Below are 23,347 nucleotides of genomic sequence, written 5' to 3' on the forward strand. Positions count from 1 at the left end.
CGTCAGGGGGTAATAACTACTTTGCCGGTGGCCACGCGGTCGCGCAGCAGTTGCATGCCTTTGTCGGCCTCGGCCAGTGGAAGAACGTGGCTGATATGCGGCTTGATCCGCCCTTCGGCGAGCCAGCCGAACAGCGTGTCAAAGCTGTCCTGTACAATCTGCGGTCGGAATCTCAGATAGCCGCCGATGTAAAACCCAATCACAGTCAGGTTTTTTACCAACAGATGGTTGGCCGGAATTTGGGGAACGTCGCCGCCCGCAAACCCGATGGGCAACAGACGGCCTTCGGGGTTGGTTGCCCGGAACGCGGCTTTGAAGACATCCCCTCCGACAGCGTCATAGACGACATCCGCGCCGCCCAGATCCTTGACGCGTGCGCGTAGGTCTTCCGAGGCGTCGATCAGGTGATCCGCACCAGCCGCGCGGGCCACATCCAGTTTTTCCTGCCCACGCGCATGGGCAATTACCGTCGCACCCATCAGCTTGCCAATTTCGACGGCGGTAAGTCCAACCCCACCTGCGGCACCGGTCACCAAAAGGGTCTCGCCCGGCCGGAGATGCGCCCGATGATCAAGGGCGATGTGGCTGGTGCCGTAAGCGATCTGAATGGCCGCGGCACTTTCAAAGCTGATTGCATCGGGCAGGGGAATCGCGCGACTCGCATCAAAAACGCCATATTCCGCCAGTCCGCCCTGACCGGAATAAACGGCAACACGGTCCCCGACATTCAAGCGCGTAACACCGTTACCCAGCTTGTCGACAACACCCGCAACTTCCATACCCAGCGTGAACGGAGCCTCGGGCGTGTCCTGATACGTACCCTTCTGCATCAGCAAGTCGGCAAAATTCAATCCGCAGGCCTTGATCGCGATGCGTACTTGCCCGGTGCCGGGTTCGGGAAGGTCAATATCAGCCAATTGGGCGGCGCTTCCCTGGGATTGTATCGTGAATGCCTGCATGATCGCGCTCCGTAATTTTGGGGCATAGATTCTTTTCAGCCAGGGTTTGTCAATCTATTCCCCGGCCAATTCGGTTCGTTTCAAGTGCACATGGTGGGCGTGGGGACTATCCCAGTATAAAAAACACACAACCCTAAATCTTTGTGGCCCGAAACAGATTCAACCTTCTTGAAAAATTACCCAAATGCGGCAATATTGCGCTATGGTGCTGTTTTGGGGGTATGTTCCAAATTAGGGAGTGGTTAAGTGCGACTCGCTAGTGTTGCGATAAAAAGCAACGCGCGCCCCAGGTAGTTGTGTGTAAAAGAGGAGAATACCAATGACCCATCACGTCGATGTCCATGTGGGCAAGCGCGTCCGGCATCGCCGCTGGCTGATTGGCATGACCCAGCAGCAGCTGGCGGAACAAGTTGGTATTAAGTTTCAGCAAATTCAAAAGTATGAAACTGGGGCCAACCGGATCAGCGCGTCTCGCCTGTGGGACATTGCCGAAGCATTGGACGTTCCCGTCAGCTTTTTCTTTGAAGGTCTGGAAGAGGCCGAAAAGGAAACCTCTGGCAAAAAGTCGGTTCCTGCCGATCTGATGGGGGACAAGGAAGCGCTGGACCTCGTGCGGTCCTACTACGCGATTCCCGAAAACCAGCGCCGCCGCCTGTTCGAGCTTGCTCGGGTTCTCAGCGACGTAGCATAAATTAGCGGGTTGACTCCAAACCGTGCGCACCTCACGGGTTACGCATGCAAGAGACCTCTCTAAGCGATCTGGAAGTTGCCGAAGAAATGGCCGACGCGGCGCGTGCGGCCATTCTTCCGTATTTTCGGCAAACCAATCTGGACACCACGAACAAACTGGAAGATGGGTTTGACCCCGTAACCATTGCTGACCGAAACGCCGAAACGGCGATGCGCGCGGTTCTGGCGCGTCATCGGCCCGAAGATGGCATTTTTGGCGAAGAGTTTGGTCGCGAAGAAGGCTCAAGCGGCCGGACCTGGGTTCTGGACCCCATTGACGGTACCCGCGGGTTCATCAGCGGTACGCCGACTTGGGGGGTTCTGATTGCTCTCAGCACATCTGAAGGCCCGATCATGGGGGTGATCGACCAGCCCTATATCGGCGAACGGTTTGTGGGTTCGGCGGATATCGCGCAGGTCACCGGCCCATCCGGAACGGTACCGTTGAAAACACGCTCGACATCCGCTTTGGATCAGGCGGTTGTTTTTACGACCTTCCCAGAGGTTGGCACACCTGAGGACCGTGCAGGGTTCGAAGCGGTGGCCCGGCAAGCAAAGCTGACCCGTTATGGCATGGATTGTTATGCCTATGCGCTGGTGGCGGCGGGGCAGGTTGATCTGGTGATCGAATCCAGCTTGAACGCCTATGACATTCAGGCCCCCATTGCAGTGATCGAGGCTGCTGGTGGGGTTGTGACTGACTGGCGGGGCGGTCCGGCCCATAATGGCGGGCGGGCTCTGGCGGCGGCGAATCCCGAACTGCACGCGGTCGCACTGGAAATCCTGCGCAACTACTGAAACCGGTTGCCGCGATTTGGCCGGTCGGGTAGGTTCTACGCGGCTGGTTCTTGTGCCCGTTTTCCGCCAGCCTTTGCACTCCTTGCATGAGACGGGCTAATGCAGGAGGGCGAATTGACTGAAATCCTTATCAAAAATGCAGATACCATACTGACGATGGATGACGCGCGACAAGAACTGTCGGGCGCGGACATTCTAATTTCTGGTGGTCAGATCAAGCAGATCGGCCACAACCTGCAAACAGACGGAGAGCTCCACGATGCCGCGGGTTGTGTTGTGACCCCCGGCCTCGTGAACACCCACCACCATTTGTACCAAACCCTGACGCGGGCCGTGCCAGGGGGGCAGGATGCGTTGCTGTTCGGTTGGTTGCAGACACTCTATCCGATCTGGTCTAGATTCGGTCCCGAAGAGATGTTCGTGTCGGCTCAGATCGGTCTGGCGGAATTGGCTCTGTCAGGGTGCACGCTTAGCTCTGATCACCTATACCTGTATCCCAATGGCACGCGTCTGGACGACACGATTGCCTCTGCCGCTGAAATTGGCCTGCGGTTCCATCCGACCCGTGGCGCGATGAGTATCGGTGAGAGCGACGGAGGATTGCCGCCAGATACCTTGGTCGAAGTCGAATCGGCAATCCTTGACGACATGATCCGTGTGGTCGACGCGTTTCACGACCCATCCGAAGGGGCGATGTGCCGGGTTGGGTTAGCGCCCTGCTCTCCCTTTTCCGTCAGCAGGGACCTGATGCGCGACACAGCAATCCTTGCGCGCGACAAGGGCGTGATGCTGCACACCCATCTGGCGGAAAATGATGAAGATATTGCCTATTCGCAGGCGCAGTTCGGGTGCCGCCCAGGTCAATATGCCGAAGACTTGGGGTGGACCGGATCAGACGTCTGGCACGCGCATTGCGTCAAGCTGGACAGGGCCGAGATTGATCTGTTTGCCAGAACCCAAACGGGTGTAGCCCATTGTCCTTGCTCCAATTGTCGATTGGGATCGGGTATCGCCCCAGTGCGGGCCATGCGTGACCACGGGGTTCCGGTGGGTCTGGGCGCAGACGGTTCGGCCAGCAATGATAACGGCAGTCTGATCCTCGAGGCCCGACAGGCCATGCTGCTGCAGCGCGTTGCCAATGGCGCAGATGCAATGTCGTCACGCGAAGCGTTGGAGATTGCCACGCGTGGCGGTGCAGATGTGCTGAACCGCCCCGATTGCGGTCGGCTTGAGCCCGGTAAGCGCGCCGACATTGCCATATGGGACACGCGCGGGATCGAAAGCGCGGGCAGTTGGGACCCGGCCGCACTGCTGCTGGCCGGACCAATGAAGGTGAAACACCTGTTTGTCGAAGGCCGCCAGATCGTGCGCGACGGGCATGTCACGACGTTGGACCTGCCGCGCGTGATCGAACGGCAGACCCAATTGGCCCGCGCTTTGCAGGCTTAGGAAGACACGCGGCGACCGGCGATCCAAACCTCGCCAATCGCCCGGTCGTCGCCCATCATGATCGTGGGAAAGACCGCCTCCCACAGATCATCGGCGCAGGCTTCACGCTGGGCAATTGCAGGGGTTGAGGCTAGGTCGAGAACGACCAGATCAGCCTCCATCCCCGGTGCGACATTGCCGATGCAATCATCCATCCGCAGCGTACGCGCCGAGCCAACCGTTCCCAGCCACAGCAGTTGCGCCGCGTGCAGGGGCGAGCCGCGCAGTTGCCCGATTTCATAGGCCGAAGCCATCGTGTGGAGCATTGAAAAGCTCGACCCACCGCCGGTATCTGTTGCCAGACCAACCCGGTGCCCTTCGCGCATCAGCCCGTCCATGTCGAACAAGCCGGATCCGATAAAGGTGTTCGAGGTTGGGCAATGGATCAGTGAGGCGTCAACCTCGCGCAGCCGATCGCGTTCACGCGATTCCAGGTGGATGACATGGCCGTAAACGCCATGCGACCCCAGCAGCCCGAACTTTTCGTAGGTATCCAGATAGTCCCTCGCATCAGGGAAAAGCTCACGAACCCATGAGATTTCGTCTGTCTGCTCGCTCAGGTGCGTTTGCATCAGGCAATGCGGGTGTTCGGCCCACAGAGCGCCCATTGCCTCAAGCTGCTCGGGCGTGGATGTGGGGGAGAACCGCGGTGTGATGGCGTAGGATATCCGGTCGACACCTTGCCACTTCTCAAGCAGCGCCTGCGATTGGTCATAGGCCGTCTGCGGAGTATCCCGCAGCCCTTCGGGCGCATTGCGGTCCATGCAGGTTTTCCCCGCCACAACACGTTGCCCGCGTTGTTGGGCAGCCGTGAAGAACGCATCGACACTTTCGGGGTGGATGGTGCAGAAACTGCACATCGTTGTGGTGCCGTGCGAGGCCGTCAGGTCGAGATAACGATTGGCGATCTCGGCTGCATAGTCGGGATTCCCGAACTTCATTTCCTCGGGGAAAGTATATGTGTTCAGCCAGTCGATCAGGCGCTTGCCCCAGCTGGCGATCATCGCGGTCTGTGGGTAATGGACATGCGCATCCACAAAGCCAGCCATGATCACGTGTTGACCGTGGTTTACAACTTCGGCATCGCGGTTCGCGGATATCAAGCTGTCGGCCTCGCCGACTGCAGATATGCGGCCGTCTTCGATCAGGACCGCTTCGCTGATTGTCACAGCCTCTGTCGGCTCACCTTCGAATGGTGATCCGTTGAAGCTCAGGACACGCCCTTTCAGCAGCGTTTTTTGCGCCATTTCCGTTCATCTCCGCCTGTATGGGACTGCGAAACAGCATAGTGGGGCGAAACTTGTCGGTAAATCGGCGCATTGTCATTGTTTTCCGGTAGCTGCTTCTTCTAATTAGGGGTCAATGCGCGAACCAACCGGGGGCAGACATGACGACAGGCTATGATGAACCCGTAATCGATTCCGCAAGCGACGATGACGCCTATGCGCTGGATCGCCGGATGGTTGCCGCGATCCTGTATGCGGTTGATGTGGAAGATCGCGACAAGCTGATCGAGCTGATGGAGCCGCTGCACCCTGCGGACATTGCCGACCTCCTTGAACAGATTAATCCCTATGACCGTGGGCGTTTGATCCGTCTTTACGACAAAGAATTTGACGGCGATATCTTATCCGAACTGGATGAGTCCGTCCGCGAAGAGGTTATCAGTGTCCTGCGCCCCGACGTTTTGGCCGACGCCGTGCGGGAAATGGAGAGCGATGACGTCGTCGACCTGCTGGAAGACCTTGAAGAACCGCAGCAAGAAGCCATCCTGGACGCGCTGGAAGATTCAGAGCGGATCGCCGCTGAACAGGCGCTGTCCTATCCGGAGAACTCAGCCGGTCGCCTCATGCAGCGCGAGGTGGTCATGTCGCCCGAGCATTGGACCGTGGGGCAGACCATCGATTTCATGCGCGCCAATGATGACTTGCCGGAACAGTTCTATCACGTTGTTCTGGTTGATCCGCGGCTCAAACCGGTGGCACAGGTCACGCTGGGCAAGCTGATGGCAACCCGGCGCGAAGTGCCGTTGCACGACATCGCCGAAGAGGAATTTCACACCATCCCCGTCGATCAGGACGAAGAGGATGTGGCCTACGCCTTTAACCAGTACCACCTGATTTCCGCCCCGGTGGTTGATGCCGATGGGCGTTTGGTCGGCGTGATTACCATTGATGACGCCATGGTTGTTCTGGACGAAGAATACGAAGAGGACATGTTACGCCTTGCCGGCGTCAGCGACGAAAGCTCGTTGTCCGACAGTGTCGCCGCGACCAGTAGGCGGCGCCTGCCTTGGCTGGCCGTCAATCTGTGTACCGCAATATGCGCGTCACTGGTCATCTCGCAGTTCGAAGCGGCGATCAATCAGTTAGTGGCACTGGCAATCCTGATGCCAATCGTTGCCTCGATGGGGGGTAATGCCGGGACGCAGTCACTGACGGTTGCGGTGCGGGCGCTTGCAACGCGCGACCTGACCGGATCGAACGTGGCGCGCGTTATCCGGCGAGAATTGCTTGTGGGAGTACTCAATGGTCTGTGCTTCGCGACCGTTTTGGGGACTGTCGGCATGATGTGGTTCGATTCACCCTTGCTGGGTGTCGTGATCGGCTCGGCCTTGGTCGTGAATATGGCGATCGCAGGCTTCGCAGGTACGGTAGTACCGGTTGTGCTGGATCGTCTGGGCATTGACCCGGCGCTGGCGTCAGGGACTTTCGTGACCACCACAACGGATGTCATGGGGTTCTTCATCTTTCTTGGGCTTGCCAGCGTGGTGCTTCTGTGACCGATCTGACTGAAATTAAGGCCGTCGCCCGTAAGGCGGCATTTGCGCGCCGGAAGGCTGCATTCGATGCGCGTTTGCCGGGTGCCGCCGGACGTTTGTCCGAAGTGCTTGCGGGGCATCGCGGCGTCCCGATGTCGGGGTACATGCCGATCCGCACCGAAATTGATCCTTTGCCTGCTATGGCCGAGGCCGCGGCTTATGGCCCGGTCGGTGTGCCGGTCATTCAGGCCGCCGGGCAGGCGTTGCGGTTTTCGCGCTGGACGCCCGAGGGCGGGCTAAAGGATGGCCCGTTCGGCGCTAAGGTTCCCGAGATTGACGACTATTTTGACCCCGAAATACTGGTTGTGCCGCTGGTTGCTTTTGACGCGCAAGGCGGAAGACTGGGATATGGCGGTGGCTTTTATGACCGCACGCTGGAGGGATTGCGCGCCAAGCGCCCCACACTGGCCATCGGCTTTGCCTTTGACGCACAAGAAGCCGAGGGGCTACCGTTGGAACCCACGGATCAGCCGTTGGATATGGTCATCACTGAAAGCCGAGTACTGACGTTCTCGGCCTGACCGCCTTAGGTCGGGCTGTTTTCGCGAAAGTACTCCCACGCGTCCACTTCTGTGCCATCGGGCAGGATGCAGATACCGATCTGGCCGCCTTCGCCATCTCGGATTTCGTAACGATTGCCGCTTTCAACGCAAAAGGTTGCTGCCGGGTTCGCCAGCTGGGTGGACGAGTCGTTTGAAGCAGGTTGGTCGCAAGCTGAAAGCGCGGTCAAACTGGCGGCGGTCAGAAGGGCAAGGCGCATGGGAAATCTCCTGCATAATGTGCTTTGGCGGTTTATTCTGCCAGCTTAACCACTTGTGCTTGAGAGATACCACACTTAGGACAGTTCGAATGAGGATACTTTTTCTGGGTGACGTGATGGGCCGCGCCGGACGCGCGGCCATTCAGCAACATTTGCCGCGTCTGCGCGACGAATGGCGGTTGGATTTTGTCGTGGTCAATGGCGAGAACGCATCAAACGGGATGGGTCTGACCGGGGATCACGCCAAGCTGCTGCTGGATGCCGGGGCCGATTGCCTGACACTGGGCGATCACGCGTTCGACCAGAAAGACATGTTGCAATTCATCGAAAGTGAACCCCGTATCGTGCGCCCGGTGAACTTTGCCAAGGGCGCGCCGGGCAGGGGCCACCGGTTGTACACCGCGCCGGGCGGGCGCAAGGTTCTGGTTGTTCAGGTGTTGGGGCAAGTCTTCATGAAACGCCCCTTTGATGATCCGTTCTCTGCTATTGAACCAATCCTGAAGTCGCACCCGCGTGGCGGGCAAGCGCAGGCGATCATCGTCGATATGCATTGTGAAGCGACTTCCGAAAAGATGGCCATGGGCCACTATTGCGACAAACGCGCCAGCCTTGTTGTGGGCACGCATACGCATGTGCCAACCGCGGACGCGCAAATCCTGCCGGGTGGCACGGCATATCTGACGGATGCGGGCATGTGCGGCGATTATGACTCGGTCATCGGCATGGACAAACTGGAACCGATGCGCCGGTTTATCACTGGCATGCCCAAGGCCCGGTTCACTCCGGCTAATGGCGAGGCCACGCTAAGTGGCGTGTTCGTTGAAACCGACGACCGGGACGGTCAGGCGAAATCTGTTCAAATGGTGCGCGTTGGCGGGCGGCTACAGCAAGCTGGCCCACTGTAAGGGCACGTCAGGCTTGCTCTGTCGCGCGCAATGCGTGAAACTGCCTGACGGGCGCGTAAACCAAGCCAGGGTTCGGACAGAAAACCAAGAATGCAATTCCTTCAACTGACAGAAATGGGAAGCGCGATACTGGCGCTGTTGGTCGTTGCAGGCATGTTCATCATGTTCCTGCGCGAATCCTATCCGACTGAAGTGGTCGCAATTGGTGGCGTGGCCTTGATGCTGGTGACGGGCATTCTGCCCTATCAAAGCGCACTTGCCGTTCTGTCAAATCCGGCCCCTTGGACGATTGCCGCGATGTTCATCATCATGGGAGCATTGGTGCGTACCGGAGCACTGGACGCATTCACATCGACCGCGCAAAAACAGGCACAGGTAAGTCCCAAGGTCGCAATCGCAACGCTGATGGCCTTTGTTGTCTTTGCCTCGGCGGTGGTTTCAAACACGCCCGTAGTGGTCGTTATGATCCCCGTATTCGTTCAGATCGCGCGGACGCTGAACGTGTCGGCCTCGAAACTGCTGATCCCGCTTAGTTATGCGGCCATTCTGGGTGGCACGCTGACCTTGATCGGCACCTCGACCAACCTGTTGGTTGATGGTGTCGCGCGGTCCCAGGGGATGGCCCCGTTTACGATCTTCGAGGTCACGCCCCTGGGCATCGCGCTGGTCATTTACGGCATGTTCTACCTGCGGTTTGTCGCGCCGCGCCTGCTGCCGGAACGGGACAGCATGGCGACAATGCTTAGCGATCGGTCGAAGATGAAGTTCTTTACCGAGGCTGTCATTCCCCCCGACAGCAACCTGATCGGGCGTGAGGTGACGGGCGTGCAGCTGTTCAAACGTCCTGGCGTGCGCCTGATCGACGTCGTGCGCGGCGACGAGTCGTTGCGGCGCAACCTCAAGGGCGTCGCTTTGAAAGTTGGCGACCGTGTCGTTCTTCGGACTGAGATGACGGAACTGCTGAGCCTGCAAACCAACAAGGAACTCAAGCGTGTTGATCAGGTCTCGGCGGTTGAGACGAAAACGGTCGAGGTGCTGATCACTCCGGGTTGCCGCATGGTGGGGCGGACGTTGGGCGCGATGCGTTTACGCCGCCGTTATGGCGTCTATGTGCTGGCGGTGCATCGGAGAAACCAGAATATCGGGCGGCAATTGGATGATCTGGTTGTGCGGGTCGGTGACACGCTGCTGCTGGAGGGTTCACCTGCAGATATCCGGAAACTGGCTGCTGATATGGATATGGTCGATGTGACCCAACCTTCTGCCCGCGCATTCCGCCGCAGCCACGCGCCGATTGCCATCGGGGCGCTGACCGGGATCGTTGTGCTGGCCGCGCTGGGCGTTGCGCCCATCCTGCTGCTGTCGATCCTGGCTGTTGCGGTAGTTTTGATTACACGCTGCATCGACGCGGATGAGGCGTTTTCCTTTGTCGAAGGAAGATTGCTGGCCCTCATCTTCTCAATGCTGGCCATAGGCGCGGCCTTGGATAAATCCGGTGCAGTTTCCTTAATTGTCGAAGCCGTGGCGCCGGGTCTTGGTGCCCTGCCACCATTCCTGATCATCTGGGCGGTCTATTTGCTGACCTCTGTGCTGACAGAGCTAGTGTCGAATAACGCCGTGGCAGTTGTGGTGACGCCGATTGCCATCGGTTTGGCGCAGGCCGTGGGCGTTGATCCGCGTCCTCTGGTGGTGGCGGTCATGGTGGCAGCCTCGGCTTCATTTGCGACGCCGATCGGATATCAGACCAACATGATGGTTTACGGCCCCGGTGGGTACAGGTTCACAGATTTTCTGAAGGTTGGCGTGCCGCTGAATCTGACTGTGGGTTTGCTGGCTTCGCTGTTGATCCCTCTGATCTGGCCGCTTTGAGTTCGGCACGGAACCGCTGGTTTTCCGGCGAAGTCCTTGTAAAATCAAAACCTCATACAATGTTTTGAATAAGTGATTTTGCGAAAAGGAGCACGCCAATGCTCAAGACCGGATATACTGCGCTTACGGTTGCGGCCACATCAGTCCTGCTGAGCGGCGCGGCCATCGGCGGAACGATCGAAGGCACTGCAGCATATCGTGAGCGTATCGCCGTACCACCGGATGCGACGCTTTACGTGCAATTGCAAGACGTCTCGCGCGCGGACGCACCGTCTGTGACCCTGTCGGCAAAACGATATGCGCTGACCGGAGTGCCAGCACAATTCGAGCTGAGCTATGACGACGCCCTTATTCAAGAGGGGATGCGCTACGTAGTACGTGGTTCGATCTTTCAGGGCGACAAGCTGTTGTTCACAACCGATACTGCCTACCCTGTTCTGACGAATGGGGCCGGGAACACGACCGATCTGATGCTGGTCAAAGTACAACCGCCCGGGGCAGCCGTGCTGGAGAACACCAACTGGACTGCAACCGGCCTGAATGGCGCAGCACTTGAGACCGAAAGGCGCCCCGCGCTTTCATTCGCCAATGATGGCGCGTTCTCAGGCAGCGGTGGATGTAACCGGTTTTCCGGCCAAGCCGAGATTGCGGGCAACAATATTGAATTCCCCGACAACATGGCCGCCACCCTGATGGCCTGTCCGCCCCCACTGGATGAAGTTGAGCGGCAATTTTTCAAAGCCCTACAAGGGGTGACAGCATATGCGTTCAAAGGCGATACGCTGGTGTTGCTGGACAGTGCTGGGCAATCCGTCGTTCAGTTTGCCCGTGAACAGTAGGGTTTAAGGGGCCGTCACGCGACGGCCCTTGACCGTCCTGCATTGCGGCCGGAGAAAATGCAGCCGCCCAGGAATGAACCTTCGAGCGCGTTGTAGCCGTGATAGCCACCGCCGCCAAAACCCGCGACCTCTCCGGCTGCGAATAGGCCGGGAATGACCTTGCCGTCTGCGCCCACCATCTGACTGTCCAGATTGGTCTGAAGCCCACCCAGCGTTTTGCGCGTCAGCACGTGCAGTTTCACCGCGATCAGCGGGCCATTGGCCGGATCAAGGAACTTGTGCGGCTTGGCGGTTCGGATCAGTTTGTCACCACGGTAGTTGCGCGCGGCCAGAATGGCGGCCATCTGCGCATCCTTGGTGAACGGGTTGTCGATCTGGGAATCCCGCGCCTCGATCTGGGCGCGTAGATGCGCCTCATCGATCAGCCCTCCGCCCAGATGGTTCATGCCGTTAACAAGCTCGGTCAGGGTATTGGCGACGATGAAGTCTTCGCCGTGCTCCTTGAACGCCTCGACCGGAGCAGTGGCCTTGGAGCCTGTCAGAATGCGTTGGAATAGAACCTCTTTCCATCCACCGTCCGTCATGTCGGGGTTCTGTTCAGACCCGGACAGAGCGAACTCTTTTTTGATTACCTTCTGGGTCAGGACGAACCAGCTGTATTCATGGCCGGTTTTCAGGATTTCCTTCAGCGTCCCCAATGTATCAAAACCCGGCAGGCACGGCGGTTTCAACCGGTTGCCTTCAGCGTCGAACCACATCGAGCTTGGGCCGGGCAGAATGCGAATGCCGTGCGATGGCCAGATCGGATTCCAGTTACGAACGCCCTCGGTATAATGCCACATCCGGTCGCCGTTGATGACATGACCGCCAGCCTTTTCGCTGATACCGATCATGCGTCCATCGACGTGGAATGGCACGCCAGCGACCATGTCTTTTGGCGGCTCGCCCAGACGGTCGCGTGGCCAGCTTTTGCGCACCATTTCAAAGTTGCCTCCGATGCCGCCGGACGTGACGATAACGGCCGGGGCGTAAAATTCGAACTCGCCGACTTCATCGCGGTTGGTCTTGGCGCCGTGGGGTGCGGTGTCGTCGGCCAGAACCTCGCCCGACACTCCCTTGGCCGCGCCGTTCTGCATGATGATGTGGCTGACTTGATGGCGGAATTTCAGCTCGATCAACCCATTGCTGACATGGTCACGCACTCGGCGTTTGAAATGTTCCAGAACACCTGGGCCGGTGCCCCAGGTGATATGAAAGCGGGGCACAGAATTGCCGTGACCATCCGCATATGATCCACCGCGTTCGGCCCAGCCGACTATCGGAAACCAGCGCAGGCCCATGTCATGCAGCCAAGGGCGCATTTCGCCGGCGGCAAATTCGACATAGGCCTCGGCCCATTTCCTGGGCCATGCGTCCTCGTCACGATCGAACTGCGCGCTGCCCATCCAGTCGCGCAGTGCCAGATCATAGCTGTCTTTGATCCCCATGCGCCGCTGTTCCGGCGTGTCGACCATAAAGAGCCCACCAAGGCTCCAGAACGCCTGACCGCCCAGGAAATGCGCGGGTTCCTGATCGACCACGATCACCTTTTTGCCCCGGTCGCCCAGTTCAGCTGCGGCGGCCAACCCGGCCAGCCCAGCCCCCACGACGATGGCATCGGCAGAGTTATTCGCCATGTCTTTTCCTTTCAGCGGCTGCGGAACCAAAGGATGAAGGGCAAGGCCACAACATACATCGTTATTCCGTACACAGCCGACGGCAGAGCCAACGGGCTGAACCCGCTTTCCGTCGCCGTGATCAATGCAGCCAGTGTAATCCCAAGTGTCGAGTTTTGTATTCCGGTTTCGATGGAGACCGTCTTGCTTTCGTCCCACGTCAGGTTTGCTGCGCGCGCCAGCCCCAAACCGATCAGCAACAATGCGATGTTCAATGAGATCAAACCCGCGCCCATAACTCCCAGGTTATCGACAAAAAGCTGCCAGTTACCAGCCAGCGCCGCCAGAACGATCAGCATGAAGAGGACAGTTGCAATCTTGGACAGCACAGGCTCAAGCAGCTTTGCAAAGTCAGTTGCAAAGCCGCGCAGTGTGACGCCAAGCGCCACGGGCAACGTAGTGATCAGGAACATCGCAATGGCCAACCCCGTGATGGAAACCTCGGGTGCCGCATCGCCCATGAAATAGTTCACTGACCACGCGGCAAGAAAGGGCACGGTGACCATCGAAAGCAGGCTGATGACGGCCGTCAAACTGACCGAAAGGGCGACATCACCTTTGGCCAGTTTCGACAGGATGTTGCTGGTCACACCGCCGGGGCAAAAACTGAGGATCATGAAGCCGACAGCGATCTCGGGTGGCAACGCAAAAAGTGTGACCGTGACAAATGCCGCGACCGGCAGCAACACAACCTGGCACAACGCGCCGATGGCGAAAGGATAGCGCCGGCTGAGCACGCGGCGGAAATCAGCGACTTCGAGCCCAACGCCCAGAGACAGCATGATAATGGCCAGCGACAGCGGCAGGCCGACATTTATTAGAAGATCCAAGAACAACTCCTCCCAAAGCCGTTCGGGCCAGCCTAAGCGAGCGGTTGCGGATCAGGCAATAACGCCGTCGGGTCACCCATAGCGTTCGGCAAATCTGCGGAGGATTTCGGCCGGTTGCGTGACGTCCGCTGCGTGACAAATGTCGATCAGGCGCTGGGCGTCTTCGGGCGGAAAATAGCCGTGGTTCTTGTAGATATTGATGCGCTGCTCAAAATCGCGCGCGTCCGCCTCGGGGTGGAATTGCGTGGCATAAACATTCTGCCCCCAGCGGATCATCTGAAACGGGCAGGGGTCCGAGGCCAACAGATGGATGCACCCGTTCGGCAGCGCCTGCACGGCCTCTTTGTGGCCCACGAAGGCGTCGAATGTTCCGGTCAGCCCTGCCGTTAGCGGGTCTTGCGCTCCGTCTGCAGTCAGGTGGCAAGTCGAAGGTCCGACAGGTTCACCGTATTTCTCTTTGCTGACGTCACCGCCAAGATGGGCGGCCAGAATGCCCAGCCCATAGCAGCAGCCCATAAAGGGATGATCCTGCGCGATGATCTGCGGCATCAATCCCATGATGGCCGCCTCGGTACGCGCCTCGGTTTCCGATTTGGTTGCTGGATCGTCACTGACGCATCCCGGTCCACCGCCGACGATCACCCCGGCATAGTCCGTGACATCCAGATCCGCAGGCAATTCCTCGCAATCCAGACGAATGCGATGGATTTGCTCGGGTTTCAGCCCGGTTTTGTCCAGGATCGAGGCATATTCGGCATCCGAAGCATCGGTTTCAGGGCGCAGTTGCAGGATCAGAAATCGTGTCATGAATGGCTCTTATCCGTCACAAAGGCCAGAACACAAGGATGGCGGGGATGGAAACCGCAATGATCAGGATTTCCAGCGGCAACCCCATGCGCCAATAATCACCAAACTGATACCCTCCGGGCCCCAGCACCAGCGTATTGTTCTTATGCCCGATCGGCGTCAGGAACGCGGCTGAGGCAGCAACGGCAACCGTCATCAGAAATGGGTCGGGTGAAACCTCAAGCGTTCGGGCCATCTGGATACCGACCGGAGCCGCAACAATGGCCGTGGCCGTGTTGTTCAGCACGTCTGACAGGGTCATGGTAACCACCATCAAAACGGTCAGAATGGCCCATGCCGGCAGCCCGTCGGTCAATTGAATCAACGCATTCGCAATCAGTTCTGTACCGCCTGACGTCTCCAATGCGCTGCCTAGCGGGATCATTGAACCTAGCAGAACGACAACGGGCCACTCGATATGATTGTAGATATCTGCAATCGGCATGATCTTGGTCAGCACATAAGCGACGACGACCAGCCCCAGGGCGATAGGCAGGTAGATCAACCCGACACTGGCCGCCAGCACGGCGGCGGCAAACAGACCAATGGCCAGCCACGCCTTTTCGTTGGCGGTAACATTCAAGCCGCGTTCGGCCAGCGGCAAGCAGCCCAGCCATTCCGTTACATCGGCACTGCGGTCACGCGGGCAAAGCAGCAACAGAATATCGCCCGCCTCAATCTGAGTTTTGCGGACCTGTTCGGTAATGCGACGGCCCTGACGTGAAATCCCCATCAAAACGGTGCTTTGACGCCAGGCCAATCCCAGGCCTTGCGCGGTACGACCGGTGACGCGTGCGTTTAGCGGCACAACAACCTCAATCACTTCAAGACCATCGCCTTCGGCTTTTAGTAGTTCCTGACGGCGGGTATCCGAGAAATCGAGGTTCAGCGCGGTGCGAAATTCGTCTAGCGCCTCGGGGCGGGCCTCTAACACCAATGCGTCGCCCGGTTTGATTGTAGCATGGGCCGACCGGCCATAGCGCCGTTTGCCATCTCGAATAAGGCCGATGATGGCCACGTCGGATTTCTCGGCGGCCTCATAAAGCTCGCTGACACGCTTCCCAATTTGCGGCGATTCTGGCGGGACCGTCAGTTCCGCGATGTATTCAGCAAGGGTTTCCGAGGCCTCTTCCTGTGTTCCGCGATTGGGAATCAACCGCCATCCGACCAGCGCGACAAATGCCAGCCCGGCAATCGCTGCCAATCCACCGACGGGGGCGAAATCGAACATGCGAAATGGTTCACCCAAAGTCTCAGCCCGGATCGATGCGATGATGATGTTAGGCGGCGTTCCAATCAACGTGGCCATGCCACCCAGAATAGTGGCAAAGCTCAGCGGCATCAGCGTCAGTCCGACCGGCCGCCCCGCCTTGCGCGCGGTCTGGATATCGACCGGCATCAGCAGCGCCAGCGCGGCCACATTGTTCATAAAAGCCGACAGAACAGCGCCAATCCCGCCCATCAGCGCGATGTGCGCGCCAAGCCCGCGCGAGGCATCGACCAGCGTGCGGGTGATCAGGAAAACAGCGCCCGAACGCACCAACCCGGCCGAGACAACCAATACCAAAGCGACGATGATCGTAGCGGGGTGTCCGAACCCGGCAAAGGCGTCATCGACCGGCACAACACCCAGCGTAACTCCGATCAATAGCGCGGTGAAGGCCACAAGGTCGTATCGGAACTTCCCCCAAAGCAGCATTCCAAACACAGTGGCGAAAAGGGAAAAAAGAATAATCTGGTCTGTCGTCATGCGGTCACCATACCCTTCGCGGCGCCTGTCGCAAGCCGCTCTCTTGATCCTTGGCCCCGCAAACGTCTATATGAGCGCCGAATACGCAATCACGATGACGAGGACGCAATATGGCAGGCCATTCCAAATGGGCCAACATCCAGCACCGCAAGGGGCGTCAGGACGCCGCGCGGTCCAAACTGTTTTCCAAACTGTCGAAAGAGATCACCGTCGCTGCCAAGATGGGCGACCCGGATCCTGAAAAAAACCCACGGCTGCGTTTGGCCGTGAAAGAAGCCAAGTCACAGTCGGTTCCAAAAGATGTCATCGACCGCGCGATCAAGAAATCGACGGCGGGCGAAGGCGATGAATACGAAGAGATCCGGTATGAGGGCTATGGCCCGAACGGTGTGGCGGTGATCGTCGAGACGATGACCGACAACCGCAATCGCACCGCTTCGACTGTGCGCTCGACCTTTTCCAAGAACGGCGGCAACCTGGGCGAAACCGGTTCAGTTGGCTTCATGTTCGAACGCAAGGGCGAAGTGGTTTACCCGGGTTCCGTTGGCGACACGGACACCGTGTTCGAAGCCGCAATCGAAGCCGGTGCCGAAGATGTCGAAAGCTCGGAAGAAGGGCATATCATCTGGTGTGCCGATACCGACCTGAACGAAGTGTCGAGCGCCCTTGAAGCTGCGCTGGGGGAAACCGATTCCACCAAGTTGGTCTGGAAGCCCACGACCACAACCGAGCTGGGTCTGGAAGACATGCAAAAACTGATGAAACTGGTCGATGCGCTGGAAGACGACGATGACGTTCAGCGTGTGACGACGAATTTCGAAGCCACGGACGAGGTCATGGCTCAGCTCTGATCCAAGTCAAAAAAGAAGAAAGAAAACCCGGTCTTTGGCCGGGTTTTTCATTTTTGACACAGGGGGTTCTTGGCCGGTTGCGTGGAACTGAGTACCATGGATTGGTCAAACCCAAGTGGCACGCCCTTTTGCGAGCCGAGGAACCCAAGCGCGCAAATGACTGACAAGTCACTGGACACATCGAAAAGAAACGTTCCGGTCCTGGCTGGGCAAAGCATTCTGTCTCAGGTGGCGTGGACCCTAGGCAGCCCATCCGTGGTCTTGCCATTTCTGGCCGTGTCGCTTGAGCTTCCGATGTTCATAGCCGGCGCGCTGGTGTCGGTGCGGATGGTTGGCAGCATGATCTCGGATGTTTTCCTCGCGTATCCCATCGCAGCGCGTGACCGCAAGAAACGTGCAATCGCGATGACTGAGGTCGCAATCGGTGCCTGCCTGATTTTGGCTTTGTTGGTGGCCTCAACAGGTGTCGTTCCGGTCATAGGTGTGGCTTTTGTCGCGGCATTTTTCATGATCGGTTTGATCGAAGAAATTCAGTCGCTGATGTATACCGATCTGCTGGGCAATCAGGTGCGCTCCAAATCGCGGATGATCATGCATTATCTGCAGCTGGGGGTGGGTGGGTTGGGCGCAATCGGATTGGCGTTGCTGGTTCACGAGATCACCAAAGAAAACCCACCGTTTTCGCGCCATTCCGCAGTCATCGCCGTTTCGGTAACATTCTTTGTCCTGTCCGGCCTGTCGATTCTAATGATGTCCGAAACCGTCGGTCCCACCCAGGAACAGGGCGCGCAACGGGTCAAGAAGCGAAAGTTCCTCGATAACTTCACCGATATCGCCGCAATGTTTGATCAGCGCTGGTTCCGCCGTTACATGATCATGCGCATGCCGCTTGTTGTCGTATCCCTGTCCGTACCGTTCTTTGCGCTGATCGCAGCCGAAGCGCACCACGACTCGGCCAGAGGGCTGACGGCGATGATCGTGTCGTCGGCGTCGGGGTATCTTGTATCTGCCCCACTGTGGCAATTGGTGAACATGAAATCGCATCGCGCCGTGATGGTCACCGGGAACCTAATGGTGGCACTGACGGGCGGTGCGCTTTTGTCCGTGCACTTTCTGGGCATGGACCATGACGTTCACTTACACGCCATTGCCTTGTTCGTTGTCACTGTTGCGGTGACAGGGATCAGCAGTGCCCGCAAGTTGTACTTCCTGGACGTTGCCCCAAAAGATCAGAGGGTCAAAGGTGCCGCAGCGATCAAGAGCATTTGCCGGATCTCTGGCGTATTGCTCTCGGCCGCGTTGGCAGGCGTTGCGCATTTGCACGAGGTCGCCTGGGCAATCGCCTTCATCGTCGCCACAAGCGTTTTCGCGGCGGTCGCCTGTTACCGTGTGGTTGTACCCAGCGAGAAAAAAGCGGTTCAGTCCTAGTCTGCCGTGTCAGCAGGAAGCAGGGCACCATTGGCGGCGCGTTTGACTGCGTTAGTCAGCGGGGCCAACGCCGTGGATAGCACACGACCCACCTGCCAGGTCAGCCCTACGTCAAGCCGCGCGCCCGGTACCAAAGGGCATAACCGGCCATCTTCCAGCGCTGGGCGCGCAAGACTTTCCGGATTCATTCCCCAACCAATCCCCGCAATGGCCGCTTCTACAAACCCTTGAGAGGACGGCAGGAAATGCGAAGGGGGTGATAGCCGTTGACCTGTCTGCCGGGTAATCCAGGCTTTTTGCAGCCCATCCTTGCGGTTGAATGTCAAACAGGTGGCGCGGGACAACGTCTCGACATTTACACCGTCCGCGAACCATTTGCGTATGAAATCGGGGCTGGCCGTGGGGATGTACCGCAGGGCGCCAAGGGCGACGGCGTCGCTGCCTGGGACTGTATCACCTCCGACCGTTATGGCGGCGCTGACCTCTCCGCGCCTCAGCCATTCCGCCGAATGATCCTGATCGTCAACGACCAGATCGAACAGCAGGCCGTCAACCTGAGACATGACATTGATGAACCACGTCGCCAGAACGTCGGCTGGCACGGCGACGCGCACGCGCGCGGGGCCGTTGGTTTGATCAAGCGTCAGTTCGCGGGCCAGATGCGTCTCAAGTAACCCGATGTCCTCGGCGTGTTGAGCAATACGCAAACCCATCGGAGTACCCGTGCAGGGCGTTCCGCGATTGATCAGGGTTGCGCCGACAAGGTCTTCCAGCGCCTTGATCCGCTGTGAAACCGCGGAAGGCGTAACCGCAAGTTCTGAGGCGGCCGCGTCAAAACTGCCATGACGCAGGATGGCAGACAGCGCAGTCAGGTGGTTTGGATCCAGTAGCATTAGACAGACTTAACTCAGGTCAGTTTCTTTAATTTGATAGATGTTCGGTAAGCAAGTAGTCAACGCCTCAGACTATCGGAGGTTTCATGTCCACATCCTTGATCGCAGGCTTTGTGCTTGGTTTCAGCCTGATCCTCGCCATTGGCGCGCAAAACGCCTTTGTTCTGCGTCAGGGATTGCGGCGCGAGCACGTATTCCCACTGTGCCTGACTTGCGCGGTTTCTGATGCCATTCTCATAGCCGCCGGCGTTGCGGGTTTCGGAACATTGGCGCACGCGTTGCCCTGGTTCGAGACTGTCATGCGATATTGCGGGGCGATCTTCCTGATATGGTACGGTTTGCGCAGCCTGAGTTCGGCCTGGCGCGGCGGAGCGGTGATGGAGATCGGCGAGGGTAAGCGGGTCAGCCTGAAATCTGTTCTGCTGACCGTTATTGCGTTCACATGGCTGAATCCGCATGTCTATCTGGATACAGTTGTGCTGATTGGGTCAATCTCCGCGCAGTATGAGGATCGGCTGGCCTTTGCGCTTGGGGCAATGACGTCCAGCTTTGTGTTCTTCTTTTCGCTGGGCTACGGGGCAGGGATGCTGTCCCCGATTTTCACAAGACCACGGGCGTGGCAGGTGCTGGATTTAATAATCGGCGTGGTCATGCTGGCAATTGCCGCAAAGCTTGTATTGATGTGACGGGTTGCCTCTGCCAAGTATTCGGTGTTCAACCGTTAACATGTCAACTTTAACCGCCCAACACCGCCCCGTGGCTGGCATGCTCTGGATGTTTTCGGCAGGCTTGTCGTTTGTGGTCATGACCGCATTGGTAAAGTCGCTGGGCCCCACGATGGACCCTACGCAGGCTGCGTTCCTGCGGTTTGCCTTCGGCTTGATCTTTCTGTTGCCGGCGTTGCGCCTGGTGTTGAAAACCCACCTTACACGCAGCCACATCGTGTTGCTGGGGACACGCGGTGTCGTCCACGCATTTGCAGTGATGCTGTGGTTCTTCTCGATGACACAGATCCCGCTGGCTGAGGTCACGGCGATGAACTACATGACGCCGGTCTATGTCACGTTGGGGGCCGCGTTGTTTCTGGGCGAGAAGCTGGCCATCCGTCGGATCGCCGCGATTGTCGTGGCACTGGTTGGCGTTCTGATCATCTTAAGGCCGGGTTTTCGTGAGATTTCACTGGGTCATATCACCATGCTGGGCACGGCCCTGACCTTGGGCGGATCCTATCTGATCGCCAAAGTGCTTGTGCGTGATCTGCCGCCGTCAGTTGTTGTGGCGCATATGTCGATCTGGGTGACCATAGCTTTGATCCCTTTTGCAATTGCGGTTTGGACCACGCCCAGCTTGCGCGACCTCGGCGTGCTGTTTCTGGTGGCCAGTTTTGCCACGGCGGGCCACTATTTCATGACGATCGCACTTAAGGCGGCCCCGGTCGCGGTCACACAGCCGGTTACGTTCCTGCAGTTGATCTGGGCCACCTTGTTGGGCGCGCTGGTTTTCAATGAAAGCATCGATATCTGGGTAGTCGCGGGTGGAACGGTGATTCTGCTAGCGGTCAGTTTCATTGCCTGGCGCGAAGCGGTTTTGAACCGCAGCAGCTTGACGACCCCCAGCATCGCACCCAAACTCTGACCATTGGTGGTCGCGTGAAACGTTATTGATTGACGAGTCAATAAAAAGCCCTTAGCGTTTTCTCACTATACTTAGTGAGGGGATAGCGATGCCGAAACTCGGAATGGAGCCAATCCGCCGTGACGCGATCGTCAAGGCAACAATTGCCGAACTCGGGTCGAAGAAATCCCTTGATGTGACTGTCAGCCAGATCGCCAAACGGGCAGGTATGTCCAGCGCGCTGGCGCATCATTATTTCGGTGGCAAAGATCAGATCTTTCTGGCTGCCATGCGCCGCATCCTGTCGGACTTTGCCGACGAGGCTAGGCAGGAGCTGAAGAATGCTGTCCCGCAGGAACGCGCGCAGGCCATTATCCGGGCCTGTTTTGCACCATCATGTTTCACACCGGATGTCATCGCTGCGTGGATGACATTTTACGTGTTGGCCCAAACCAATGATGACGCCTTGCGCCTGTGGCAAATCTATCAGGCGCGTATCCGGTCGAACCTGACCCACGCCCTGCGCCCGTTGCTGAACGATCCGGCCGAAGCGGCCGAAAACATGATCGCCCTTATCGACGGGCTATATATCCGCGCCGCACTCAGCGCGCCGGAAGAACCGCAGCTGGCGGTCAATCAAGCGATGCGTGTCCTCAACACTCTGCTCGAGGCTGAAAAATGACAAAACCGAACATTCTGATCCTGATGGTGGATCAGCTGAACGGGACCCTCTTTCCAGACGGTCCCGCTGACTGGCTTCACGCTCCGAACCTGAAGAAGCTTGCTGAACGGTCGACCCGGTTTGCCAACGCCTATACCGCGTCGCCTCTGTGCGCGCCGGGGCGGGCCAGCTTTATGTCCGGTCAGCTGCCTTCGCGCACGGGTGTTTATGACAACGCCGCAGAATTCCGCAGCGACATCCCGACCTATGCGCACCATCTGCGGCGCGCGGGCTATTACACCTGCCTGTCCGGTAAGATGCACTTTGTCGGCCCAGATCAGATGCACGGGTTTGAGGACCGCCTGACAACCGATATCTACCCGGCTGATTTTGGCTGGACGCCGGATTACCGCAAGCCCGGTGAACGGATTGACTGGTGGTACCACAATATGGGCTCGGTGACGGGCGCAGGCGTGGCCGAGATTTCCAACCAGATGGAGTATGACGACGAGGTCGCATACAACGCTAAAGCCAAGCTGTACGATCTGGCTCGCGGCAAGGACGACCGCCCGTGGTGTGTGACCGTCAGCTTTACCCACCCGCATGACCCTTACGTGGCGCGCCGCAAGTATTGGGATCTGTACGAAGACTGCGAACACCTGCAGCCCGAGGTTGCAGACATTGGCTATGACAATCAGGACCCGCACTCAAAGCGTATCTTTGATGCCAATGATTGGCGCAGCTTCGACATCACAGAAGAAGACATTCGCAAGTCGCGCCGCGCGTACTTTTCCAATATCTCATATCTGGACGACAAGATCGGTGAAATCCTCGAGGTGCTGGAAACAACCCGGCAAGAGGCGATAATCATGTTTGTCTCGGATCACGGCGACATGCTGGGTGAACGGGGCCTGTGGTTTAAAATGAACTTCTACGAAGGGTCGGCACGCGTGCCGTTGATGATTGCCGCGCCGGATATACCGGCAGGCCGTATCGACACGCCGGTTTCGACAATCGACGTCACGCCAACCCTTGGCGCACTGGCGGGCGTAGATATGGCCGAGATCGCGCCGTGGACCGATGGCGAAGACCTTGTGCCTTTGGCCAATGGCACCGAACGAACTGCCCCGGTGAAGATGGAATATGCGGCCGAAGCCTCATATGCGCCGCTGGTTTCGCTGCGCTATGGTAAGTGGAAATACAATCGCTGCGCGCTGGACCCCGATCAACTGTACGATCTGGAAAATGATCCGCATGAATTGGAAAACCTTGCGGAACACCCAGAACACGCAGGCACGCTGGAAACTTTGCGCGCGAAATCCGAGGCACGCTGGGATCTGGACCAGTTCGATGCCGACGTCCGTGCCAGTCAAGCGCGCCGCTGGGTTGTCTATGAGGCGTTGCGGCAGGGTGGGTATTACCCGTGGGACTACCAGCCACTGCAGAAGGCATCTGAGCGCTACATGCGCAATCACATGGATCTGAATGTCGTAGAGGAAAACGCCCGCTTCCCGCGCGGCGAGTAACCTCTTCACCTTTTCGAAAATACGCCTGCCGGACGATCAGAAATTTGGTTCGGCTGGATATGGAG

Annotated in this window: 22 protein-coding genes; 14 read left to right on the forward strand and 8 right to left on the reverse strand. The window is 58.2% G+C overall.

The features are described from left to right. Positions 1–2: 2 nt before the first annotated feature. Entirely contained in the window at positions 3–959 is a 957-nt protein-coding gene (locus tag AC2FJF_RS07285) for an NADPH:quinone oxidoreductase family protein (RefSeq protein WP_496724243.1), read from the reverse strand. Positions 960–1,278: 319 nt separating this feature from the next. Here AC2FJF_RS07285 and AC2FJF_RS07290 point away from each other — a divergent pair, with 319 nt between their 5' ends. The 3 genes from AC2FJF_RS07290 (at position 1,279) to AC2FJF_RS07300 (ending at position 3,935) form a co-directional block, all read left to right on the forward strand. Next, a complete protein-coding gene (locus AC2FJF_RS07290) occupies positions 1,279–1,650 on the forward strand; it encodes a helix-turn-helix domain-containing protein (protein WP_109313179.1) in 372 nt (123 codons plus the stop codon). A gap of 44 nt (positions 1,651–1,694) precedes the next feature. Beyond that, complete coding sequence (gene hisN, locus AC2FJF_RS07295) at positions 1,695–2,486, forward strand: histidinol-phosphatase (RefSeq protein WP_496724245.1); 792 nt, start codon at positions 1,695–1,697, stop codon at positions 2,484–2,486. Between the two features lie 114 nt (positions 2,487–2,600). Next, positions 2,601–3,935, forward strand: coding sequence for an 8-oxoguanine deaminase (locus AC2FJF_RS07300; protein WP_496724247.1), 1,335 nt, complete (start codon positions 2,601–2,603; stop codon positions 3,933–3,935). On the opposite strand, the gene guaD is transcribed toward AC2FJF_RS07300, so the two are convergent. Then, the gene (guaD, locus tag AC2FJF_RS07305; protein WP_496724249.1) at positions 3,932–5,221 is read right to left on the reverse strand and encodes a guanine deaminase; all 1,290 of its coding nucleotides are present in this window, start codon (positions 5,219–5,221) and stop codon (positions 3,932–3,934) included. The two genes, AC2FJF_RS07300 and guaD, sit on opposite strands and share 4 nt — an antisense overlap. Before the next feature lie 140 nt (positions 5,222–5,361). On the opposite strand from guaD, the gene mgtE reads away from it, so the two are divergent. Further along, complete coding sequence (gene mgtE / locus AC2FJF_RS07310) at positions 5,362–6,756, forward strand: magnesium transporter (protein WP_282151683.1); 1,395 nt, start codon at positions 5,362–5,364, stop codon at positions 6,754–6,756. Then, on the forward strand, positions 6,753–7,316 hold the full coding sequence (locus tag AC2FJF_RS07315) for a 5-formyltetrahydrofolate cyclo-ligase (protein ID WP_496724251.1): 564 nt from the start codon (positions 6,753–6,755) through the stop codon (positions 7,314–7,316). Before mgtE ends, AC2FJF_RS07315 begins: the two co-directional genes overlap by 4 nt. Before the next feature lie 5 nt (positions 7,317–7,321). Here AC2FJF_RS07315 and AC2FJF_RS07320 read toward each other — a convergent pair whose 3' ends face one another. Next, on the reverse strand, positions 7,322–7,555 hold the full coding sequence (locus AC2FJF_RS07320) for a putative hemolysin (protein ID WP_058275635.1): 234 nt from the start codon (positions 7,553–7,555) through the stop codon (positions 7,322–7,324). A gap of 89 nt (positions 7,556–7,644) precedes the next feature. On the opposite strand from AC2FJF_RS07320, the gene AC2FJF_RS07325 reads away from it, so the two are divergent. The 3 genes from AC2FJF_RS07325 (at position 7,645) to AC2FJF_RS07335 (ending at position 11,168) form a co-directional block, all read left to right on the forward strand. Beyond that, positions 7,645–8,460, forward strand: a complete 816-nt coding sequence (locus AC2FJF_RS07325; RefSeq protein ID WP_496724253.1) for a TIGR00282 family metallophosphoesterase — start codon at positions 7,645–7,647, stop codon at positions 8,458–8,460. 90 nt (positions 8,461–8,550) lie between these two features. Beyond that, positions 8,551–10,329 (forward strand): SLC13 family permease, encoded by a 1,779-nt coding sequence (locus AC2FJF_RS07330; RefSeq protein ID WP_496724255.1) that lies wholly within the window; start codon positions 8,551–8,553, stop codon positions 10,327–10,329. A 98-nt stretch (positions 10,330–10,427) separates the two neighbouring features. Continuing rightward, positions 10,428–11,168 (forward strand): YbaY family lipoprotein, encoded by a 741-nt coding sequence (locus AC2FJF_RS07335; RefSeq protein WP_496696020.1) that lies wholly within the window; start codon positions 10,428–10,430, stop codon positions 11,166–11,168. A 14-nt stretch (positions 11,169–11,182) separates the two neighbouring features. Here AC2FJF_RS07335 and AC2FJF_RS07340 read toward each other — a convergent pair whose 3' ends face one another. From AC2FJF_RS07340 to AC2FJF_RS07355, 4 genes are all read right to left on the reverse strand, one after another. After that, positions 11,183–12,844, reverse strand: a complete 1,662-nt coding sequence (locus AC2FJF_RS07340) for an FAD-binding dehydrogenase (RefSeq protein WP_496724256.1) — start codon at positions 12,842–12,844, stop codon at positions 11,183–11,185. Between the two features lie 11 nt (positions 12,845–12,855). Continuing rightward, positions 12,856–13,713 (reverse strand): bile acid:sodium symporter family protein, encoded by an 858-nt coding sequence (locus AC2FJF_RS07345; RefSeq protein WP_496724258.1) that lies wholly within the window; start codon positions 13,711–13,713, stop codon positions 12,856–12,858. A 72-nt stretch (positions 13,714–13,785) separates the two neighbouring features. Next, positions 13,786–14,520: a glutamine amidotransferase gene (locus AC2FJF_RS07350; RefSeq protein WP_496724260.1), complete on the reverse strand. Its 735-nt coding sequence runs from the start codon at positions 14,518–14,520 to the stop codon at positions 13,786–13,788. A 16-nt stretch (positions 14,521–14,536) separates the two neighbouring features. Beyond that, positions 14,537–16,309: an SLC13 family permease gene (locus AC2FJF_RS07355; RefSeq protein ID WP_496724262.1), complete on the reverse strand. Its 1,773-nt coding sequence runs from the start codon at positions 16,307–16,309 to the stop codon at positions 14,537–14,539. A 110-nt stretch (positions 16,310–16,419) separates the two neighbouring features. Here AC2FJF_RS07355 and AC2FJF_RS07360 point away from each other — a divergent pair, with 110 nt between their 5' ends. After that, positions 16,420–17,160 (forward strand): YebC/PmpR family DNA-binding transcriptional regulator, encoded by a 741-nt coding sequence (locus AC2FJF_RS07360; protein WP_496724264.1) that lies wholly within the window; start codon positions 16,420–16,422, stop codon positions 17,158–17,160. A gap of 156 nt (positions 17,161–17,316) precedes the next feature. Further along, a complete protein-coding gene (locus AC2FJF_RS07365; protein WP_496724266.1) occupies positions 17,317–18,588 on the forward strand; it encodes an MFS transporter in 1,272 nt (423 codons plus the stop codon). On the opposite strand, the gene AC2FJF_RS07370 is transcribed toward AC2FJF_RS07365, so the two are convergent. Beyond that, on the reverse strand, positions 18,585–19,481 hold the full coding sequence (locus AC2FJF_RS07370) for a LysR family transcriptional regulator ArgP (protein ID WP_496724268.1): 897 nt from the start codon (positions 19,479–19,481) through the stop codon (positions 18,585–18,587). The genes AC2FJF_RS07365 and AC2FJF_RS07370 overlap by 4 nt on opposite strands. Before the next feature lie 86 nt (positions 19,482–19,567). Here AC2FJF_RS07370 and AC2FJF_RS07375 point away from each other — a divergent pair, with 86 nt between their 5' ends. From AC2FJF_RS07375 to betC, 4 genes are all read left to right on the forward strand, one after another. Then, entirely contained in the window at positions 19,568–20,167 is a 600-nt protein-coding gene (locus AC2FJF_RS07375) for a LysE/ArgO family amino acid transporter (protein WP_496724270.1), read from the forward strand. Positions 20,168–20,207: 40 nt separating this feature from the next. Further along, positions 20,208–21,116 carry a DMT family transporter gene (locus AC2FJF_RS07380; protein ID WP_496724272.1) on the forward strand — a complete coding sequence of 303 codons (909 nt, stop codon included), beginning with the start codon at positions 20,208–20,210 and terminating at the stop codon, positions 21,114–21,116. An 88-nt stretch (positions 21,117–21,204) separates the two neighbouring features. Next, positions 21,205–21,777: a choline-binding transcriptional repressor BetI gene (gene betI, locus AC2FJF_RS07385; RefSeq protein WP_496724274.1), complete on the forward strand. Its 573-nt coding sequence runs from the start codon at positions 21,205–21,207 to the stop codon at positions 21,775–21,777. Further along, on the forward strand, positions 21,774–23,282 hold the full coding sequence (betC, locus tag AC2FJF_RS07390; protein ID WP_496724275.1) for a choline-sulfatase: 1,509 nt from the start codon (positions 21,774–21,776) through the stop codon (positions 23,280–23,282). The genes betI and betC overlap by 4 nt, the downstream gene beginning before the upstream one ends. Positions 23,283–23,347: the final 65 nt, after the last annotated feature.

Source organism: Ruegeria sp. CDSB013, from assembly GCF_059611165.1.

Excerpts from the sequence above, each read along its gene's own strand:
- AC2FJF_RS07285 (WP_496724243.1), bottom strand. The coding sequence starts at position 959 with ATGCAGGCATTCACGATACAATCCCAGGGAAGCGCCGCCCAATTGGCT.
- AC2FJF_RS07290 (WP_109313179.1), top strand. The coding sequence starts at position 1,279 with ATGACCCATCACGTCGATGTCCATGTGGGCAAGCGCGTCCGGCATCGC.
- hisN (WP_496724245.1), top strand. The coding sequence starts at position 1,695 with ATGCAAGAGACCTCTCTAAGCGATCTGGAAGTTGCCGAAGAAATGGCC.
- guaD (WP_496724249.1), bottom strand. The coding sequence starts at position 5,221 with ATGGCGCAAAAAACGCTGCTGAAAGGGCGTGTCCTGAGCTTCAACGGA.
- mgtE (WP_282151683.1), top strand. The coding sequence starts at position 5,362 with ATGACGACAGGCTATGATGAACCCGTAATCGATTCCGCAAGCGACGAT.
- AC2FJF_RS07320 (WP_058275635.1), bottom strand. The coding sequence starts at position 7,555 with ATGCGCCTTGCCCTTCTGACCGCCGCCAGTTTGACCGCGCTTTCAGCT.
- AC2FJF_RS07325 (WP_496724253.1), top strand. The coding sequence starts at position 7,645 with ATGAGGATACTTTTTCTGGGTGACGTGATGGGCCGCGCCGGACGCGCG.
- AC2FJF_RS07330 (WP_496724255.1), top strand. The coding sequence starts at position 8,551 with ATGCAATTCCTTCAACTGACAGAAATGGGAAGCGCGATACTGGCGCTG.
- AC2FJF_RS07335 (WP_496696020.1), top strand. The coding sequence starts at position 10,428 with ATGCTCAAGACCGGATATACTGCGCTTACGGTTGCGGCCACATCAGTC.
- AC2FJF_RS07340 (WP_496724256.1), bottom strand. The coding sequence starts at position 12,844 with ATGGCGAATAACTCTGCCGATGCCATCGTCGTGGGGGCTGGGCTGGCC.
- AC2FJF_RS07350 (WP_496724260.1), bottom strand. The coding sequence starts at position 14,520 with ATGACACGATTTCTGATCCTGCAACTGCGCCCTGAAACCGATGCTTCG.
- AC2FJF_RS07355 (WP_496724262.1), bottom strand. The coding sequence starts at position 16,309 with ATGACGACAGACCAGATTATTCTTTTTTCCCTTTTCGCCACTGTGTTT.
- AC2FJF_RS07360 (WP_496724264.1), top strand. The coding sequence starts at position 16,420 with ATGGCAGGCCATTCCAAATGGGCCAACATCCAGCACCGCAAGGGGCGT.
- AC2FJF_RS07365 (WP_496724266.1), top strand. The coding sequence starts at position 17,317 with ATGACTGACAAGTCACTGGACACATCGAAAAGAAACGTTCCGGTCCTG.
- AC2FJF_RS07370 (WP_496724268.1), bottom strand. The coding sequence starts at position 19,481 with ATGCTACTGGATCCAAACCACCTGACTGCGCTGTCTGCCATCCTGCGT.
- AC2FJF_RS07375 (WP_496724270.1), top strand. The coding sequence starts at position 19,568 with ATGTCCACATCCTTGATCGCAGGCTTTGTGCTTGGTTTCAGCCTGATC.
- AC2FJF_RS07380 (WP_496724272.1), top strand. The coding sequence starts at position 20,208 with ATGTCAACTTTAACCGCCCAACACCGCCCCGTGGCTGGCATGCTCTGG.
- betI (WP_496724274.1), top strand. The coding sequence starts at position 21,205 with ATGCCGAAACTCGGAATGGAGCCAATCCGCCGTGACGCGATCGTCAAG.
- betC (WP_496724275.1), top strand. The coding sequence starts at position 21,774 with ATGACAAAACCGAACATTCTGATCCTGATGGTGGATCAGCTGAACGGG.